Source organism: Streptomyces sp. WMMB303 (assembly GCF_029351045.1).
GTDB lineage: Bacteria > Actinomycetota > Actinomycetes > Streptomycetales > Streptomycetaceae > Streptomyces.
This window is the reverse complement of the sequence record NZ_JARKIN010000001.1, coordinates 751,634-768,821: the sequence shown is the minus strand read 5'-3', so window position 1 is coordinate 768,821 and position 17,188 is coordinate 751,634. Positions and strand designations below refer to the sequence as shown.

14 protein-coding genes and 1 pseudogene are annotated in these 17,188 nt (G+C 74.0%); 12 read left to right on the top strand and 3 right to left on the bottom strand.

Translation table 11 applies throughout. The features are described from left to right. Positions 1 to 25: 25 nt before the first annotated feature. Together P2424_RS03555 and P2424_RS03550 are read left to right on the top strand one after the other, a co-directional pair. Entirely contained in the window at positions 26 to 574 is a 549-nt protein-coding gene (locus P2424_RS03555) for a TetR/AcrR family transcriptional regulator (RefSeq protein ID WP_276474333.1), read from the top strand. After that, complete coding sequence (locus tag P2424_RS03550; RefSeq protein ID WP_276474332.1) at positions 574 to 2,118, top strand: MFS transporter; 1,545 nt, start codon at positions 574 to 576, stop codon at positions 2,116 to 2,118. Before P2424_RS03555 ends, P2424_RS03550 begins: the two co-directional genes overlap by 1 nt. 97 nt (positions 2,119 to 2,215) lie before the next feature. On the opposite strand, the gene P2424_RS03545 is transcribed toward P2424_RS03550, so the two are convergent. Further along, the gene (locus P2424_RS03545) at positions 2,216 to 2,893 is read right to left on the bottom strand and encodes a lysophospholipid acyltransferase family protein (protein ID WP_276478809.1); all 678 of its coding nucleotides are present in this window, start codon (positions 2,891 to 2,893) and stop codon (positions 2,216 to 2,218) included. A gap of 286 nt (positions 2,894 to 3,179) precedes the next feature. On the opposite strand from P2424_RS03545, the gene P2424_RS03540 reads away from it, so the two are divergent. The 3 genes from P2424_RS03540 to P2424_RS03530 all read left to right on the top strand — a co-directional run bounded on the left by P2424_RS03540 (position 3,180) and on the right by P2424_RS03530 (position 5,636). Beyond that, a complete protein-coding gene (locus P2424_RS03540) occupies positions 3,180 to 4,343 on the top strand; it encodes a glycerophosphodiester phosphodiesterase (protein ID WP_276474331.1) in 1,164 nt (387 codons plus the stop codon). 127 nt (positions 4,344 to 4,470) lie between these two features. After that, entirely contained in the window at positions 4,471 to 5,151 is a 681-nt protein-coding gene (locus P2424_RS03535) for a sigma-70 family RNA polymerase sigma factor (protein WP_346660060.1), read from the top strand. Further along, positions 5,142 to 5,636 (top strand): GNAT family N-acetyltransferase, encoded by a 495-nt coding sequence (locus P2424_RS03530; RefSeq protein ID WP_276474330.1) that lies wholly within the window; start codon positions 5,142 to 5,144, stop codon positions 5,634 to 5,636. Before P2424_RS03535 ends, P2424_RS03530 begins: the two co-directional genes overlap by 10 nt. Here P2424_RS03530 and P2424_RS03525 read toward each other — a convergent pair. Then, positions 5,633 to 6,076, bottom strand: a complete 444-nt coding sequence (locus P2424_RS03525; RefSeq protein ID WP_276478808.1) for a hypothetical protein — start codon at positions 6,074 to 6,076, stop codon at positions 5,633 to 5,635. The genes P2424_RS03530 and P2424_RS03525 overlap by 4 nt on opposite strands. Positions 6,077 to 6,101: 25 nt before the next feature. Then, positions 6,102 to 6,473: a hypothetical protein gene (locus tag P2424_RS03520; protein ID WP_276474329.1), complete on the bottom strand. Its 372-nt coding sequence runs from the start codon at positions 6,471 to 6,473 to the stop codon at positions 6,102 to 6,104. A 70-nt stretch (positions 6,474 to 6,543) separates the two neighbouring features. Between P2424_RS03520 and P2424_RS03515 the strand changes: the two genes are divergently transcribed. From P2424_RS03515 to cobT, 7 genes and pseudogenes are all read left to right on the top strand, one after another. Then, a complete protein-coding gene (locus P2424_RS03515) occupies positions 6,544 to 7,197 on the top strand; it encodes an HAD-IA family hydrolase (protein WP_276474328.1) in 654 nt (217 codons plus the stop codon). Between the two features lie 449 nt (positions 7,198 to 7,646). Continuing rightward, positions 7,647 to 8,753 (top strand): ATP-binding cassette domain-containing protein, encoded by a 1,107-nt coding sequence (locus tag P2424_RS03510; RefSeq protein ID WP_276474327.1) that lies wholly within the window; start codon positions 7,647 to 7,649, stop codon positions 8,751 to 8,753. Further along, a pseudogene (locus P2424_RS03505) lies at positions 8,750 to 9,406 on the top strand (methionine ABC transporter permease); the annotation flags it as partial. The gene P2424_RS03510 and the pseudogene P2424_RS03505, both read left to right, overlap by 4 nt. A gap of 93 nt (positions 9,407 to 9,499) precedes the next feature. Further along, positions 9,500 to 10,279 (top strand): MetQ/NlpA family ABC transporter substrate-binding protein, encoded by a 780-nt coding sequence (locus P2424_RS03500; RefSeq protein WP_276478807.1) that lies wholly within the window; start codon positions 9,500 to 9,502, stop codon positions 10,277 to 10,279. Between the two features lie 140 nt (positions 10,280 to 10,419). Further along, positions 10,420 to 11,094: a GNAT family N-acetyltransferase gene (locus P2424_RS03495; RefSeq protein ID WP_276474326.1), complete on the top strand. Its 675-nt coding sequence runs from the start codon at positions 10,420 to 10,422 to the stop codon at positions 11,092 to 11,094. A 127-nt stretch (positions 11,095 to 11,221) separates the two neighbouring features. Then, a complete protein-coding gene (gene cbiE / locus P2424_RS03490; protein WP_276474325.1) occupies positions 11,222 to 12,463 on the top strand; it encodes a precorrin-6y C5,15-methyltransferase (decarboxylating) subunit CbiE in 1,242 nt (413 codons plus the stop codon). Between the two features lie 255 nt (positions 12,464 to 12,718). Further along, a complete protein-coding gene (gene cobT / locus P2424_RS03485; protein ID WP_276474324.1) occupies positions 12,719 to 17,035 on the top strand; it encodes a nicotinate-nucleotide--dimethylbenzimidazole phosphoribosyltransferase in 4,317 nt (1,438 codons plus the stop codon). Positions 17,036 to 17,188: the final 153 nt, after the last annotated feature.

Below are 17,188 nucleotides of genomic sequence, written 5' to 3'. Positions count from 1 at the left end.
GTCTCACATGGAGTACCGTTGTCTCATGAGTGTGGACCGGGAAGAGTTGCTGAGCACCGCCGCCGATGTCCTGACCCGGCGGCCGACGTCCTCCATGGACGAGATCGCCAAGGCGGCCGGGATCAGCCGCGCGACACTGCACCGGCACTTCGCCGGGCGGGAAGCGCTCATCCGCGCGCTCGAACAACTCGGCCTCCGACGCCTCGACGCGGCACTGGACGCCGCCCGGACGGACGAGGGGGACGCGGCCGACGCGGTGCGGCGGGTCATCGCCGAGACCGAGCCGCTGGCCGGCTTCCTCGGCTTCCTCGTCACCGAGAACCAGCTCTTCGAACCCGGCGAGCAGCACCCGGGCTGGACCAGGATCGACGAGCGCATCAGCGCACTCTTCCAGCGCGGACAGCGCCAGGGGGCCTTCCGGATCGAGCTGTCCCCGGCCTGGCTGACCGAAGCGCTCTACGCGCTGATCACCGCCTCGGCCTGGGCGGTCCAGGACGGCAGGGTCGCGGCCCGCGACTCGGTACGGATGACCGCGGAGCTGCTGCTCGGCGGTGCACGGCGGAGCGTGGAGTGATGAGCGGCCGCACCCCTGCCGCCGGCCCCGGCAGCACCCCGGCGGACACCGGCCCCTCCCGGCTGCGCTGGGTGGCGCTGGCCGTGCTGGTCCTCGCCGTGCTGCTGGTCGGCATCGACGTCACCGTGCTCGGCCTGGCGGCGCCCTTCCTCAGCGAGGACCTGCGGCCCTCCAGCACCCAACTGCTGTGGATCGGCGACGTCTACTCGTTCGTCATCGCCGGAATGCTGGTCTCCATGGGCAGCCTCGGCGACCGGATCGGCCGCAAGAAGCTGCTGCTGACGGGGTCGGTGGCGTTCGGCGCACTGTCCGTGCTCACCGCCTACGCGCACAGCCCCGAGGCGATGATCCTGTGGCGGGCGCTGATGGGCGTGGCGGGCGCCACCCTGATGCCCGCCACCCTCGCGCTGATCCGCAACATCTTCCCCGACCCGCGGGAGCGCAGCCTGGCCGTGGGCATCTGGGGCGCCATGACGGCCGCGGGCACCGCGGTCGGCCCCGTCGTCGGCGGGTTCCTGCTGGAGCACTACTGGTGGGGCTCGGTCTTCCTGATCAACCTGCCGGTGATGGCGGTGCTGGTACTGGTCGGAGCCAGGCTGCTGCCGGAGTCCAGGAACCCGGCCCCGGGCCCCTGGGACCTGCCCAGCGTCGGGCTGTCGATGGTGGGCCTCATCGCACTCGTCTACGCCGTCAAGGAGACCGCCGCCTACGGCTTCCGCTGGGACGCCGTAGGCGCTGCGGTGGTCGGCGCGGGCGCGCTGTACGCGTTCGTGCGGCGCCAGTTGAGGCTGCCCGCGCCGCTGCTGGACATGCGGCTGTTCGCCCACCGCGGCTTCAGCGGAGCCGTCCTCGCCGATCTGCTGACCATCCTCGGACTGTCGGGACTGGTCTTCTTCCTCTCCCAGTTCCTCCAGATGGTGCAGGGCCGCTCCCCGTTCCAGGCCGGCCTGGCCGAACTGCCCGCCGCCATCGGCTCCGTCGTCGCGGGCCTGTTCGCGGGTCGGGTCGCCCGCCGTACGTCCGTGCGGGGGGTCGTCTCCGGCGGGCTGGCCGCGGTGGGAGCCGCCCTCGGCGGCTGCCTGTGGCTCCAGCCGACGACGAGCTATCTGCTGCTGGGCGGCGTGCTGCTGGTGGTGGGGGTGGGCGCGGGCCTGGCATTCACGGTGACCGCGGACGTCATCCTCTCGACCGTTCCCAAGGAGGAGGCCGGTTCGGCCTCGGCGGTCTCCGAGACCGCCTACGAACTGGGCGCCGCGCTCGGCATCGCCCTGCTGGGTTCGGTGGTGACCGGCGTCTACCGCTCCTTCGGCACCCCGCAGGGCGTTCCCCCGGAAGCGGCCGAGCACGCCCGGCAGTCGCTGGGCGAGGCGGTACGGACCGCGGATTCGCTGCCGGCCGCCGCGGGCACCGGACTGCTGGACGCCGCCCGGGACAGCTTCACCGAAGGACTGCGGTACGGGGCCGGTGCCGGGGCCGTCGTCCTGCTCGCCGCCGCGCTCCTGGCCTGGCGGCTGCTGCGCGGGCAGCGGCTGGAGGAGAGCTGAGCGGCGGCGGACGGGCGCCCGCCGCCGAGCCCGGGTGCCGGAGGCGCCCCCCCGGACGGTGCCGCGGGCCGTGGACGACGCGCCGCGGCCCGTGCGCTCAGGCCGCCTTCGCCTTCGTGGCGTAGACGTCCACGTACTCCTGGCCCGAGAGGTCCATCACCTCGCTCATCACCTCGTCGGTCACCGCGCGGAGCACATAGCGGTCCCGGTCCATGCCCTCGTACCGGGAGAAGTCCAGCGGATCGCCGAACCGCACGGTGATCCGGCCGCCGCCGATCCGGGGGAGGCCGTTGCCGCCCGGCTGCACCTCGTCCGTGCCGATCATGGCGAACGGCACCACCGGCGCGCCGGTCATCAGGGCCAGCCGGGCGATGCCCGTACGGCCGCGGTAGAGCCGGCCGTCGGGGGAGCGGGTGCCCTCGGGGTAGATGGCGAAGACGTTGCCCTCCTCCAGCACCCGGCGGCCGGTCATCAGCGCGGCCACGCCGCCGCGTCCGCCGTCCCGGTCGACGGGGATCATGCCGACGCCGGTGAAGAACCACGCCATCAGCCGGCCCTTGAGGCTCCTGCCGGTGACGTACTCGTCCTTGCCGATGAAGAAGACCTGCCGCGAGGTCACCAGGGGGAGGATCATCGAGTCGATGAACGTGAGGTGGTTGCCGGCCAGGATCACCGGACCCGAGCCGGGGATGCGGTCGGCCCCTTCGACCCGCGGCCGGAACAGCACGCGCAGGAGCGGGCCGAGCACTGCCTTGATCAGCCGGAAACGGGACAACGGACCCTCCGCCCAGTCGGTATGGCCGTGCGCGTGGTCGATGCGCACGGAAGCGCAGATGAGGACGATACTCGCCGCTCCGGGTACCCGGCACACCGGGTTCCTTGCACCGTTACGGGGAATTGACGTGGATTGCGTCCGTATTGCTCGGGTGCTCGTGCGCCGCCCGGCCGGTGTTTCAGCCGTGTTCGCACAGACGTCTCCCCGCCGCCGCCCGGCCGGTCCTACGATCAGCCCGACATGTGGCAGGGCCGGACATCGGTGCCACCGGGACTGAGGAGAGCGCATGGGACAGGAGCAGCAGCCGGGCCGTAGAACAGTGCTCGGTGCCGCGGCGGTGCTGGGCGCGGCAGGCACGGGCGCGGTCGCGCTCGGAGGTGGCACCGCGCAGGCCGCGGCGGCCCGCACCGACGGGCACGGACACGGCCACCGGCGGCTGCCGACCCCGGCCGTCATCGGGCACCGGGGCACCAGCGGCTACCGCCCCGAGCACACCTTCGGCTCCTACCAACTCGCCCTGGACATGGGTGCCGACGTCATCGAGCAGGATCTCGTCCCCACCAAGGACGGCCACCTGGTGTGCCGGCACGAGAACGACATCACCGCCACCACCGACGTCTCCGACCACCCCGAGTTCGCCTCCCGCCGGACCACCAAGACGGTCGACGGGAGGGAGCTCACCGGCTGGTTCACCGAGGACTTCACCCTCCGGGAGTTGAAGACGCTGCGCGCCAAGGAGCGGATCCCGCAGCAGCGGCAGCGCAACACCCTCTACGACGGCCGCTGGGAGGTGCCCGGCTTCGCCGAAGTCCTGGAGTGGGCGGAGAAGCAGGGCAGGCGGCGCGGACGCCCGGTGTGGCTGCACATCGAGACCAAGCACCCCACCTACTTCCGCAAGCTGGGCCTCGGCCTGGAGGAGCGGCTGGTCACCCTGCTGCGGCGGTACGGGCGGCACAAGGCGCACGCGCCCAACTTCCTGCAGTCCTTCGAGCCGAGCAGCATCCAGCGGCTGGACAAGCTGGTGGACTGCCCCCGCGTCGTCCTGCTCTCCGGCCCCACCTCGCGCCCCTGGGACTTCGTCGAGTCGGGCGACCCGCGTACCGTCGCGGATCTGGTGAAGCCCGAGGGGCTGGAGTGGATCGCCGGCTTCGCCCAGGGCATCGGCCCCACCCTCGACCTGATCATCCCCCGCGAGGAGGACGGCTCGCTCGGCGAGGAGACGACCCTGGTGCGCGACGCGCACGCCCGGAAGCTGGTGCTGCACCCGTACACGATGCGCAACGAGAACACCTTCCTGCCGGCCGACTTCCGCAAGGGAGACGACCCGAACGCGTACGGCGACGCGTTCGGCGCCTTCAAGCGCTGGTTCGAGACGGGGATCGACGGCATCTTCTCCGACAACTGCGACACCGCGCTGCTGGCCGCGGCGGACTTCCGCGACCGCCGCTGACCCGCCCCGGGCCGTCCGTCGCGCTGCCCGCCGGCCCGCGCCCCCCGGGGCCCGGCCGATCTCACCCGTACGAGTGAGGCGCCGTCCGTTCCGCAACCGCGGACGGGCGGCGCGCGTGCAGCCGCGTATGAACGAACCCCACGAGCCGTGGCCCTCCTCGCGGGAGCCGGAACCGCGGGCACTGCTGTGGGCCGAGTGCGCCGCCGAGGCCGCGGCGCTGCCCGGTACCGACGCCGAGGATCTGCTGCAGGGCGTCCTGTTGCGCTGGTTGGAGCGGCTGCGCGCGTCCGGGCCGCCCGCCGACCCCGCCGCCTGGCTGGCCGCCGCGGTGCGCGCCGAGGCCCGCGAGACCTCCCGCGCGTTGTGCGGGTCGCCGGAGGCCGCCGGGCCGCCGCCCCACCCGGACTGGCCACAGCGGATCACCGCGGCCGACGGCACCGCCGATCCGGCCAGCGACACCGAGGCACCGCTGCTGGCCGCCGAGCGCCGCCGCGAACTGGCCGCGGCCGTCGCCCGGCTCCCGGGGCGCTGCCCCGCCCTGCTGGGTGCCCTGCTGTCCCCGGAAGAGCCCACATACCCCCAAATCGCCCGCGAGTTGGGAATGTCACAGGGTGCGCTGGGGCCGCTGCGTTCCCGCTGCCTGGAATGCCTGCGCAGAATGCTCGCGGCACAGGTTCCACCACCCGGACCCAGGGGAAGGGTGGGAGAGGCAACCGGCGTCACCAGGGCAGGCAGCGCGGACACGGAACCCTCACTCTCCCGTGCCCGTGCGCACACAACTTGGGGAGGCATGCGCACATGGGCATGAGCGTGACCATCTCTGCGGCGGACGAGCACGACGCCGAACAGATACTGAAGCTGCAGTACCTCTGCTTCCAGACCGAGGCGGAGCTCTACGGCGACTACCGCATCGAGCCGCTGGTCCAGACGCTGGAGGAACTGCGGGCCGAGCTCACCGCCGACTGCGTGCTGGTGGCCCGGCTGGGCGAGGAGGTCGTGGGCACCGTACGCGGCAGGGTCGACGCCGAGGGCACGGCGCGGATCGGCAGGCTGTGCGTGCACCCCCGCCTCCAGGGGCACGGACTGGGCGGGCGGCTGCTCGGCGCCGTCGAGTCCCACCTGGCCGACGCGTTCGGGCCCAAGCGCTATCACCTGGTGACCGGCAGCCGCAGCGAGGGCAATCTGCGCCTGTACCGGCGGCTGGGCTACACCCCGGTCGGCACCGAGCGCGACCGCCGCGTGACGTTGGTGGCGCTCGCCAAGGACGCCGCGGAGTACGCCGCCAGCGCCTAGCGTCCGGCCGCCGCCGAGCTGTGGTGGCCGCGTCGCAGCCACCACAGCCCCGTCACCGGCAGCAGTACCGGGATGAACAGGTACCCCATGCCGTAGTCCGACCACACCGTGGCGTCCGGGAACGCGGACGGCTCCACCAGCGTCCAGGTGCCCACCGCCAGCACGCCGAACAGTTCCAGCGCACAGCAGGCGAGGGCGGCCTTCCTGGCCCCTTCGCCGCCGCGGACCAGGGACAGCGTGATGAACGCGTACACCAGCGCGGCGGCCGCCGAGAGCAGATAGGCCAGCGGCGCCTCGTGGAAGCGGGTGGAGAGCTGGACGGCCGAGCGCGAGGCCGCGCCGACCGTGAAGATGCCGTACAGCGTGACCAGGAGCTTGCCGGGCCCGGTGTTGATCCCCGCCCGCCCGGTTCCGGTGTCCGCCGTGCCGTCAGCCGGGATGCCGACCGCCCCGTCCCTCGAATCCTCAGCCACCGGTACCGCCTCCCCAGATGTCGTACAGCCGCACCTGGAGCACCGCCAGCACGACGGCGCCCGCCACCACCGTCAGCGAGCCCCATTTGGTGCGTTCCGTCAGCGAGAGCAGCCCCACCACCGGCACGCAGGCCACCACGCCGACCAGGTAGGAGAAGAAGATCACCGAGCCGTCGGCGGCCGGGTGGCCCCGCGCGGTCTGCACGATGCCGACCACGAGCTGGGCCAGCGCGAGCAGGGTCACCGCGGCCATGCCGAGGAAGTGCCAGTCCTTGGTGGGCTGGTCGCGGTACGCCGCCCAGCCGCACCACGCGGCCAGCACGAGCGCGGCCACGGCGAGCGTGACGGTGAGCGGGGTGAGCATGTGAAGGAGTCTAGAAGGGCGCCCGGCCCCGTCGACGTGCGCCCCCGGACACCCGCGTACGCTGCCCGGCATGAAGTTCGAAGCCCCCGTGACCTTGCTGTTCGACAACGACGGCACCCTGCTCTCCTCCATGGACTCGGTGCTCCGCTGCTGGACGGCCTGGGCGCGGGAGTACGGCATCAGCCCGGAGGACTTCGCCGCCGTCGAGCTGCACGGGCGCCCCGCCGCGGACATCGTGGGCGATCTGCTGTCCGCCGAACGGGTCCCCGAGGCCGTCGCCCGGATCGGCCGGCTGGAGCTCGAGGACGTGGCGCGGGGCGGCGCCGTCGCGCTGCCGGGCACGGCCGATCTGCTGGCCGCGCTGCCCGAGGGGAGCTGGGCCGTGGTCACCTCGGCCACCCGCGAACTGGCCGAGGCCCGGCTGCGTGCGGTGGGTGTCGAGGCGCCGCTCGTCGTGGCCGCCGACGACATCACCCGCGGCAAGCCCGACCCGGAGCCCTACCTGCTGGCGGCGCGGAAGCTGGGCGCCGACCCCGCGCGGTGCGTCGTCTTCGAGGACGCGCCCGCCGGACTGGAGGCCGGTCGCAGGGCGGGCATGGGCACCGTGGGGTTGGCCACAACGCACCCCCGCGACGCGTTGCGCGCCGATGTCGTCGTCGAGCACCTCGGCTCGGTGACGGCCCAGGTCACAGCCTCAGGCGTGACGGTCGTCGCGGAGGACTGAAGGCGGCAGGAACGGCTGCACGGTGTCCATTCCGCTGTCCGCGATGCGGACGGAGCGCGCCGAGCGGTCGGCCCCGTCTGATTTACTGTGCCCCATGAACACGACGAGCTGCCGCACCCTGGCGACCGAGGCGACGATGGCGCCCGGTGCTCGTTGTATGCCTGTGCGCGCCTGGCCGTCGCCCACCGGGCGAATGTGTGCCCGCTGAGGGCCCCCGCCTGAGCTGACCGAGGCGACTCGCGCCCCGAAGCGAGTCACGAGCCCCCGCGTGCCGAGCACCGCGGGCAGAGCCGCTCCCACCGTCCCCGCCCACCGGGCCGGAGGCGGGGAGCTCACCACCCACGCGCCCCGCGCATCGCAGCCGTGGCTCCGCTCTGCCCGTACCGCAGCCGCACGCCCGCCCCGACGGCATCGCAAGCGCTCATCCCACCGACACCACGGACGATTCTGTGATCACCACAACGGACCTCACAAAGGTCTACCGCACGCGGGACCGCGAGGTCACCGCACTGGACGGCGTCGACCTCCACGTCGAAGAAGGCGAGGTGTTCGGCGTCGTCGGCCGCAGCGGCGCGGGGAAGTCCTCGCTCATCCGCTGCGTCAACCTGCTCGAACGCCCCACCGCCGGCACCGTCACCGTCGACGGCCAGGACCTGACGGCCCTGGCCGCCCGCTCCGGCAGCGGAAACCGCGCCGGCAAGGAACTCCGCGCGGCCCGCGCCCGGATCGGCATGGTCTTCCAGCACTTCAACCTGCTGTCCTCGCGCACCGTGCTCGGCAACGTCGAACTGCCGCTGGAGATCCTCGGCCACTCCGGACAGCAGCGCACCCGCAAGGCGCACGAGCTGCTCGACCTGGTCGGACTCGCCGACCGGGCCGGGTCCTACCCCGGCCAGCTCTCCGGCGGCCAGAAGCAGCGGGTCGGCATCGCGCGTGCCCTCGCGGGCGACCCCAAGGTGCTGCTCTCCGACGAGGCGACCTCCGCGCTCGACCCGGAGACCACCCGCTCGGTCCTCCGACTGCTGCGCGACCTCAAGGAGCAGCTCGGCCTCACGGTGCTGCTGATCACACACGAGATGGACGTCGTCAAGGCGGTCTGCGACTCGGCGGCGCTGATGCGGAACGGGCGCGTCACCGAGTCCGGCACCGTGGCCGAGCTGCTGGCCACGCCCGGCTCCGAGCTGGCCGGCGAACTCTTCCCGGTCGGCGGGGAGCCCTCGGCGCCCGGCCGCACGGTCGTCGACGTCACCTTCCACGGCGAGACGGCGACCGAACCGGTGATCTCCAAGCTGTCGCGGACCTACAACATCGACATCTCCATCCTGGGCGCCGCGATGGACACCGTCGCCGGCAAGCAGGTGGGCCGGATGCGGATCGAGTTGCCCGGCGGATTCGAGGAGAACGTGGTGCCGATCGGATTCCTGCGCGAGCAGGGCCTGACCGTCGACGTCGCCGCGGTCGCCGGCACCGCCGCCGACCCGTCCGGCGCCCGGAGCACGGAAGCGGTGACGGCGTCGGCAGGGCAGGCCGCACGCGTCGCGGGAGGTGCCGAGTGAGCTGGTCACAGATGCAGCCGCTGCTGTTCCAGGGCTTCTGGGACACCCTCTACATGGTCGGCTGCTCGGCGCTCGTCGCGCTGGTCGGCGGCCTGCCCCTGGGGCTGCTGCTCGTCCTCACCGACAAGGGCGGCATGCTGCGGAACGCGCCCGTGAACCGCGTGCTCGGCGCGCTGGTGAACGTGGGCAGATCGCTGCCGTTCATCATCCTGCTGATCGCGCTGATCCCCTTCACCCGCTTCGTCGTGGGCCAGTCGGTCGGCTCCACCGCCGCGGTGGTGCCGCTGGCCATCGGCGCGATCCCGTTCTTCGCGCGGCTGGTGGAGACCGCCGTCCGGGAGGTCGACCGGGGCCTGGTCGAAGCGGTACAGGCGATGGGCGGCGGCACCCCCACCGTCGTCTTCAAGGCGCTGCTCCCGCAGGCGCTGCCGTCCCTGGTGGCCGGACTGACCACCACTGTGATCGTGCTGATCGGGTACTCGGCGATGGCGGGCACCGTCGGCGGCGGCGGACTCGGCTCGGTGGCCGTGCAGTACGGGTACCAGCGCTTCGAGACCGGTGTCATGGTCGCCACGGTGGTCGCGCTGATCGTCGTCGTCACCGCCGTGCAGCTCGTCGGCGACGCCGTCGTGCGGCTGCTGACGGCGCGCGGCGGCGGAGGCGGCGCCGACGGAGGGGCCGGGCGGCGGCTCGCCAAGCTGGGGCGCGGTCGTACCGCCGCGGTGGCCGCGGCCGTCGTCGTCCCGCTGGCCCTGATCGGCTACGGCGTCGGCCGGGGCGGTGAGGACGAGCAGACTCTCAGGATCGCCGCCTCGCCCACCCCGCACGCCGAGATCCTGGAGTACGTCGAGAAGCACCTCGCGGAGAAGGAGGGGCTGAAGCTCGACATCCGCAGGTTCAACGACTACGTGGTGCCCAACACCGCCACCGAGAGCGGTGAGGTCGACGCCAACTTCTTCCAGCACAAGCCCTACCTCGACGACTTCAACGAGAAGCAGCACACCCACATCAGGCCGGTCGTCAACGTCGAACTGGAGCCGCTGGGCCTGTACTCCAGGAAGGAGAAGAGCCTCAAGGGCATCGGATCCGGCGCCACCGTGGCCGTCCCCAACGACAGCACCAACGAGGGCCGCTCCCTGCACCTGCTGGACGAACACGGGCTCATCGAGCTGAAGCCCGGCGCGGGACCGGAGGCCACCCTCGGCGACATCGCCGACGCCAAGGGCCTCAAGTTCAAGGAACTGGAGGCCGCGGCGGTCCCCCGCGCTCTCGACGACGTGGACGCCGCCGTCGTCAACGGCAACTACGCCGTCGACGCCGGGCTCAACCCCGCTTCGGACGCGCTGGTGGCGGAGAAGGCCGAGGGCAACCCGTACGCCAACTTCCTCGCGGTCAAGGACGGGAAGCAGGACGACCCGCGGATCCGGAAGCTCGCCGAGCTGCTGAACTCGCCCCAGGTGAAGAAGTTCATCGAGGACAAGTACCAGGGGGCGATCGAACCGGTCTTCGGGCCTGTGGGATCGTGACCCCACGGCCTGAACCGGGGAAAGTCCCCGTGTCGACAAGTCTCTGATCAGCGCCGGGTCCGCCTGTCGGGGCGGGCCCGGCGCTGCGCATCCCGGTGCCGATGCTGCATGCTGTGCACCCCGACGTGTAGGAGCGGCGCATGACCTCGACCTTCCCGGACATCTCGATCAGCACGGACCGGCTCGTGCTGCGCCCGTTCGAGGAAGCGGACGTCCCCGCGCTGACCGCGATGATGGCCGACGACCAGATCACCGCGTGGCTGGCGTCGCCCGTGCCCTACAACGAGGACCGGGCCCGGGACTTCGTCACCCGCGGCGCCCCGGCCCGGCGCACCTCCGGCGACGGCATCGCCTTCGCCGTGACCGAACTGCTCACCCAGCGGCTCGTCGGTCTGGTCGAGCTGCACGGCGCGGACTGGCGGGTGCTCTCCGCCCACGCGCTCTACGCCACCGCCTCCTGGGCCCGCGGTGAGGGATACGCCTCCGAGTCGCTGGCGGCCGTCGCCCACTGGCTCTTCCAGGACCAGAAGTTCGAACGCCTGGAACTGCGTACGGCGGCCGACAACACCGCCGCCCAGCAGGTGGCCCAGAAGCTGGGCTGCATCAGCGAGGGGGTGCTGCGCAACGCGTGGATAGCCCGCACCCGCACCGAGAACTTCGGGTCCTCACGGACCGGGGCCCAGGGCGGCTGGGCGGAGATCCGCACCGACCTCATCGTCTGGAGCCTGCTGCCCGAGGACCTGGACGGCAGCTTCGACCAGTTCGCCGGAACCGGCGGCTACGCGCCGCACCCCGGCTGGCCCCGGCGGCACTGACGCGCCGGGCACGGGACGCGGCCTGCCGGGATGCGGCGGGGCGCGCGGACGCTGCCCCGCCGCGACAGGGGGTACGCTCTGTGGGCCCGACCTGCGATGTGCCCAGACCAGCCAGGAGACACCCACCATGGCCGACCGCGTCACCGTGATCGGGTGGGACGGTTCGCCGCTGACCGACGCCGCCCGCTCGGCACTCGCGGCGGCCACCCTCGTCGCCGGAGCCGCGCACCATCTCGCGCTGCCCGAGGTCCCGCCGCGCGCCGAGCGCATCCGGCTCGGCAGCACCTCGCTCGCGGCGCGGCGCATCGCGCGCCACCGCGGCACGGCCGTCGTCCTGGCCGACGGCGACCCCGGCTTCTTCGGCGTCGTGCGGACCCTGCGCGCCCCCGAGCACGGCCTGGAGGTCGAGGTCGTGCCCGCCGTCTCCTCGGTCGCCGCCGCCTTCGCCCGCGCCGGGATGCCCTGGGACGACGCCCAGCTCGTGGTCGCCACCAGCCGTACGCTGCGCCGCGCGGTCAACGTCTGCCGCGCGCACAACAAGGTCGCCGTGCTCACCTCGCCCGGCGCCGGGCCCGCCGAACTCGCCCTGCTGCTGAACGGTGTCCACCGCACCTTCGTGATCTGCGAGGCGCTGGGCACCGAGCGCGAGCAGGTCACCGTCCTCACCTCGGACAAGGTCGCCGATCACACCTGGCGCGACCCGAACGTGGTGATCGTCGTCGGCGGCAGCGGGGCGGGCGCCGACAGCGGCGCCACCCAGGGCACCGGATGGCTCGCGGGCCACGAGGTCGGCTACCCGCCCGCGGTCCGCGGCTGGGCCCTGCCGACGGCCGAGTACGCCGGGGAGCCGGCGGAGGGGAGCGGCGGATCGGCGGCGGGCGGGTCGGCGCAGTTGCGCGCCGCCCAACTGGCCTGGCTGGGACCGCGTACGGGTGACCTCGTCTGGGACATCGGCGCGGGCAGCGGTGCCTTCGCGGTGGAGGCCGCGCGGTTCGGGGCCGCGGTCATCGCCGTCGACAGCGACGCCGACGCCTGCGGACGCGGCTACGCCGCCGCGCGGCGGTTCGGCGTCCAGTTGGAGATCGTGCACGGCGTCGCGCCGCACGTGCTGGAGGACTTGCCCGAGCCCGACGTCGTGCGGGTCGGCGCCGGGGGCACGGCCACCGTCACCGCCGTCGCGGATCGCCGCCCCGCCCGCATCGTCACGCACGCCACCACCCGGGACGAGGCCGAGGCGGCCGGACGGGCCCTCGGGGAGCGGGGATACGCCGTCGAGTGCGCCCTGCTGCAGTCGGTGCGGCTGGAGACGGCGGGGTGGACGGAGACCGAACGCTCCGTCGTCTTCCTGCTGTCCGCTGTCCGGAACTGAACCTCTGTGACGTCGTGCGTGACGAACCGCGACGAAGTGCGCTTTCTCTCCCACCCCTGGCGGGCGGGGTCCGCCGTGCCGGGTAGGCTGATGGACTGTTGTGCCACCGTTCGGGGTTGACGCTTCGTCCGCCGTTGTCCGAATGGTGTAGCCGGAGGCACGTGCCGCACAGAGTGCGTGCTCGTTCTTCATCTGCGGGGCGCGGCGGTCCGTCCGCCGGTTGGAAGGAGCACTAGCGATGGGCGAGGGGAACGCATGACTGACACCGGTCAGATCCCGGGCGAGGGGCTGCCGGAGAACGCAGGCGGGCAGCAGCCGGAGGGACGGCCGGACGTCCCGGGCTCCGGCGGCTACTCCTTCGCCGACGGCAGCGGTGACGTCCAGGACGCGGCCCAGGCGCACTCCGCGCACGTTCACCACGATCCTCATGCGAACCATCAGACCCACGAGCCCTCCGAGGAAGAGGACCTGCTGCTGATGCCCTCCGCGCAGGGCGCCTGGAACGAGCAGCCGGTGCCCGCTCCCGGGCAGCCGGCGGGGCAGCCCCAGCGGGAGAGCGGCTACGGATACGGGTACGACCCGTACGGGCAGCCGCGGCAGGACGCCGCCCCGCTGCCGCAGGACGGCGGGTTCCCGTCCGGAACGGAGTACGGACCGGACGGGAACCCGGCACCGTACGACGCGACCGGTGCCGACGCGTACGCCGCGCAGCACGGGTACGGGCCGCAGGAGCCCCCGCACCAGCAGGAAGCGCAGGCCGCTGCGCAGCCCGTCCCGGCCGAGGAGCAGGCCGGGGTGAGCGGGCCGGAGCAGGGAGCGCACGAGGCCGACGGCCGGGACTCCGGCGCGTACGACATGAGCGGCGTGCGCGCTCCCCAGCAGCCGCAGCCCGCACCCCCCGCGACGCAGAGCACTTCCGGATCCGGCCCGCGCCGCCCGCTGCACCTCGGGCCGCCGGTTCCCGAGCAGTCCGGCACAGTGCGCCCGCTCTCCGAGCGCGCCGCCGCACAGCCGGCCGCCTCGGCCCCGCAGGCCGCGCCGGTGCAGGGCGCGCCGCAGCCGTCCGCCGCCGGGGAGAGCCGCCCCGCGGCCGAGCAGCAGGCCGGTGAGCTCCCGGAGGCAGTACCTGCTGTCATGGACCCGCAGAGCACCGCTCCGCTGGCGCCCGAGCAGTCCGCGGCACCGCAGTCCGGTCCGGCCGCACCGGCAGCGGCGCAGCCCGGACCGCAGGCTTCACCAGAGCCCCAGCAGCCCCAGCAGTCCGGAGCCGAGCAGCCCGTGCCAGAGGCCGGCGCGCCGGCCGCCCCGGCGGCCACCGCGCAGGACCCCGCGCCGCAGCCCGACCAGTCCGCACCGTCCCCCGAGGAACCGCTGCCGGGACCGCAGTTGGGCCAGCTCCCGCCCCAGCAGGACGACCGGGCCCCGCAGCAGCCCGTCCCCGCCGAGGCTGCCGCCCCCGCCTCCGCCGACGAGTCCGCTCCCGCCTCCGCCGAGGAGTCCGCTCCCGGCGCCCCCGCGGCGCCGACGGCTCAGGGGCCCGTCGCCGACGCCGGGGCGCCCACGCCGCCGGAAGAGCAGGCGGACGACACCGCGCAGCACCCCGCCCCGCCCCATGGCGCGCCGGCCGTGAGCGGTCCGGCCCCCGCGGCCGCGGTCGCCCCCGGACCGGAACCGGAAGGGGAGGCACCCGGGCAGGACAGCCCTGTCAACGACACCGTGCCCGGACCGCGCCGGGAGGCGCAGCCCGGCGAAGCGCCCACCGTTCCCGCACAGGGCGGCGAACCGGTGCCGCAGCAGGAGGCGGCCGTACCGCCGTCGACCGCTCCGCCGATAAACCAGGACCCGGAGCCCGCCGGCCCCCGGCCGGACAGCCCCGTGATCCCCGAGCAGGCAACAGCACCAGACTCCCCGGGCACCGTCGCGTCCGAGGCGCAGCCCGGTAAGGAGCCCGAGCCCATGCCAGCCCCCGAAGCCACCGCTCCCGGGACGGCGGCGGACCCGCACGCCGACGCCGCCGAGAACGCCGCCGCGGCCCACGAAGCCACCGTCCCCGCACCGGCGGCCGAGGAGGTCGCAGCGCATGACGCGGGGGCGGCACCGGCGGCCGCAGCCGGGGGAGCGGAGCCGCAGCCTCCGGCCGAACCCACCGCCGAGGCCCCGGACGCGGTGGTGGACCACTCCGCCACCGCTGCGGAGCCCGACCAGGAGCCGGCCGGGGAGCCCGCACCGTCCGCCGCACCCGAGCCGCTCGGGCCGCCCGCCGGGGACGCCGACCCCGCCGGCGGAGGGGCCGCCGCGGAGTCGGTTCCCGAGGACGGCGCCCCGGCGACCGACCCGGCCGCCGCCGGGCAGCACGCCGTCGGCACTTCGCCGGCCGGGCCCGGCACGGAGTCCCCGGACCTCTCCGACGGTGCCGCCGGGCCCGCCGACGGCCCGTCGGCCGAGGCCGCGGACAGCGGTGCTGCGTCCGGGCCCCCGCCGTCCGACGAAGCCGCTGCCGGGACTACGGGGGTGGCGGCCCCGGCTCCCGAGACCGCTCCGGCCGGTACCGGGCCCGCAGCCGCTCCCGGATTCCAGCCCGAGGCTCCCGCCGGAACCCCGGACGAGGCGCCCGCCGCGGACGCGGGCACCGCCCCCGGCCCCGTCGGGGCGCCGGAGGCCGCCGGGCAACCGGTCCCCGACACCGCCGCCGTCGACCCGGCCCCCGACGGTGAATCCACCGTCGACCGGCCCGGGAGCGAGGGCTCCGGGAGCGAGACCCCCGACGGGCCCCCCGCCGAGGCGACTCCCGAGGGCGGGGCCGCACACGAGGAGCCCGCGGCCGCCGCCCCCGCGGGCGAGCCCGCGCCCGGGTTCGCCGAGGCCGAGCGGGAAGCCGTACACCGGCTGATGCGCGAGCGGCGCGACATCCGCAACGGCTTCCGGCCCGACCCGATCCCGCACGAGGTGCTGCTGCGCGTTCTGGAGGCGGCGCACACCGCGCCCAGCGTGGGGCACTCGCAGCCCTGGGACTTCGTGGTCATCCGCTCCGAGGAGACCCGGCGCGCCATGCACGAGCTGGCCGAGCGGCAGCGCCAGGCGTACGCCAAGTCGCTGCCCAAGGCACGGGCGAAGCAGTTCAAGCAGATGAAGATCGAGGCGATCCTCGACACCCCCGTCAACATCGTCGTCACCGCGGACCCGACGCGCGGCGGACGGCACACACTGGGGCGGCACACCCAGCCGCAGATGGCCCCCTATTCCTCGGCGTTGGCCGTGGAGAACCTGTGGCTCGCCGCGCGGGCCGAGGGGCTGGGCGTGGGCTGGGTCAGCTTCTTCGACGAGCGCGAGATGGTCCGCGCGCTGGAACTGCCCGAACACCTGGAGGTCGTCGCATACCTGTGCGTGGGCTACGTCGACGAGTTCCCGGGCGAGCCGGAGCTGATGCAGGCCGGCTGGTCGAAGCGGCGCCCGCTGTCGTGGGTGGTCCACGAGGAGTCCTACGGGCGGCGCGCGCTGCCCGGCGCCGAGCCGACCGGCATGCTGGCCGAGACGCTCAGCACCATCCGCCCGCTGGACGCCAAGGCGCTCGGCGAGGCGTGGGAGCGGCAGAAGCGGATGACGAAGCCGTCCGGTGCGCTCGGCATGCTGGAGATCATCTCGGCGCAGCTGTGCGGCCTCTCCCGCAAGTGCCCGCCCCCGGTGCCCGAACCGGCCGCCGTCGCGGTCTTCGCGGGGGACCACGGGGTGCATCAGCAGGGTGTGACCCCCTGGCCTCAGGAGGTCACCGCGCAGATGGTGGCCAACTTCCTGGGCGGTGGCGCCGTCTGCAACGCGTTCGCCAACCAGGTGGGCGCCGAGGTGTGCGTCGTGGACGTCGGTGTCGCCGCCGAACTGCCCACCACCCCCGGCCTGCTGCCGCGGAAGGTACGGGCCGGGACGGCGGACATGACCGCGGGTCCCGCGCTGACCCAGGAGGAAGTCGAGCGGGCCCTGGAGGTGGGCATCGAGACCGCCCGCGATCTGGTAGCGGCCGGCAACAAAGCGCTGCTCACCGGCGAGATGGGCATCGCCAACACGACGGCCTCCGCGGCGCTGATCGCCGCCTGTACCGGCGCGGACCCCGCCGAGATCACCGGGCGCGGTACCGGCATCAACGACGAGACGCACGCCCGCAAGGTCGAGGTCGTGCGCCGCGCGCTGGAGCTGCATCAGCCCGACCCGGCCGACCCTCTCGGCATGCTCTCGGCGTTCGGCGGACTGGAGCACGCCGCGATGGTCGGGCTGATCCTCGGCGGTGCCTCGCTGCGCACCCCCGTCATTCTCGACGGTGTCAGTGCGGGTGCCGCCGCGCTGGTCGCGCGAGCCGTGGCCCCCGAGGCGCTCGCTGCGTGCATCGCGGGGCACCGCAGTGCCGAACCCGGCCATGTCGCCGCGCTCACCAAGCTGGGGCTGCGACCGTTGCTCGACCTCGACCTGCGGCTCGGTGAGGGGACGGGCGCACTGCTGGCCCTGCCCATGGTGCAGAGCGCGGCCCGCGCGATGCACGAGGTCGCCACGTTCGACGCGGCGGGCGTCACCGAGAAGAGCTGAACGCTCCCGTGCCGCGCGGCGGGCACCTCCGGCAGCCACCGGAGCGTCCCGCCGCGCGGCCCGTCCGGCGCGTCGGCGGCACCCCGGTACCACGAGGGGTGCCGACCTGCCCCCGTGACCTGCGAGACAGCGCTGCTCGGCGGTCCCGCATAG

Bases quoted from the DNA above. Each gene is read 5' to 3' on its own strand.
- P2424_RS03555 (WP_276474333.1), top strand. From the start codon at position 26: ATGAGTGTGGACCGGGAAGAGTTGCTGAGCACCGCCGCCGATGTCCTG.
- P2424_RS03550 (WP_276474332.1), top strand. From the start codon at position 574: ATGAGCGGCCGCACCCCTGCCGCCGGCCCCGGCAGCACCCCGGCGGAC.
- P2424_RS03540 (WP_276474331.1), top strand. From the start codon at position 3,180: ATGGGACAGGAGCAGCAGCCGGGCCGTAGAACAGTGCTCGGTGCCGCG.
- P2424_RS03535 (WP_346660060.1), top strand. From the start codon at position 4,471: ATGAACGAACCCCACGAGCCGTGGCCCTCCTCGCGGGAGCCGGAACCG.
- P2424_RS03530 (WP_276474330.1), top strand. From the start codon at position 5,142: ATGGGCATGAGCGTGACCATCTCTGCGGCGGACGAGCACGACGCCGAA.
- P2424_RS03520 (WP_276474329.1), bottom strand. From the start codon at position 6,473: ATGCTCACCCCGCTCACCGTCACGCTCGCCGTGGCCGCGCTCGTGCTG.
- P2424_RS03515 (WP_276474328.1), top strand. From the start codon at position 6,544: ATGAAGTTCGAAGCCCCCGTGACCTTGCTGTTCGACAACGACGGCACC.
- P2424_RS03495 (WP_276474326.1), top strand. From the start codon at position 10,420: ATGACCTCGACCTTCCCGGACATCTCGATCAGCACGGACCGGCTCGTG.
- cbiE (WP_276474325.1), top strand. From the start codon at position 11,222: ATGGCCGACCGCGTCACCGTGATCGGGTGGGACGGTTCGCCGCTGACC.
- cobT (WP_276474324.1), top strand. From the start codon at position 12,719: ATGACTGACACCGGTCAGATCCCGGGCGAGGGGCTGCCGGAGAACGCA.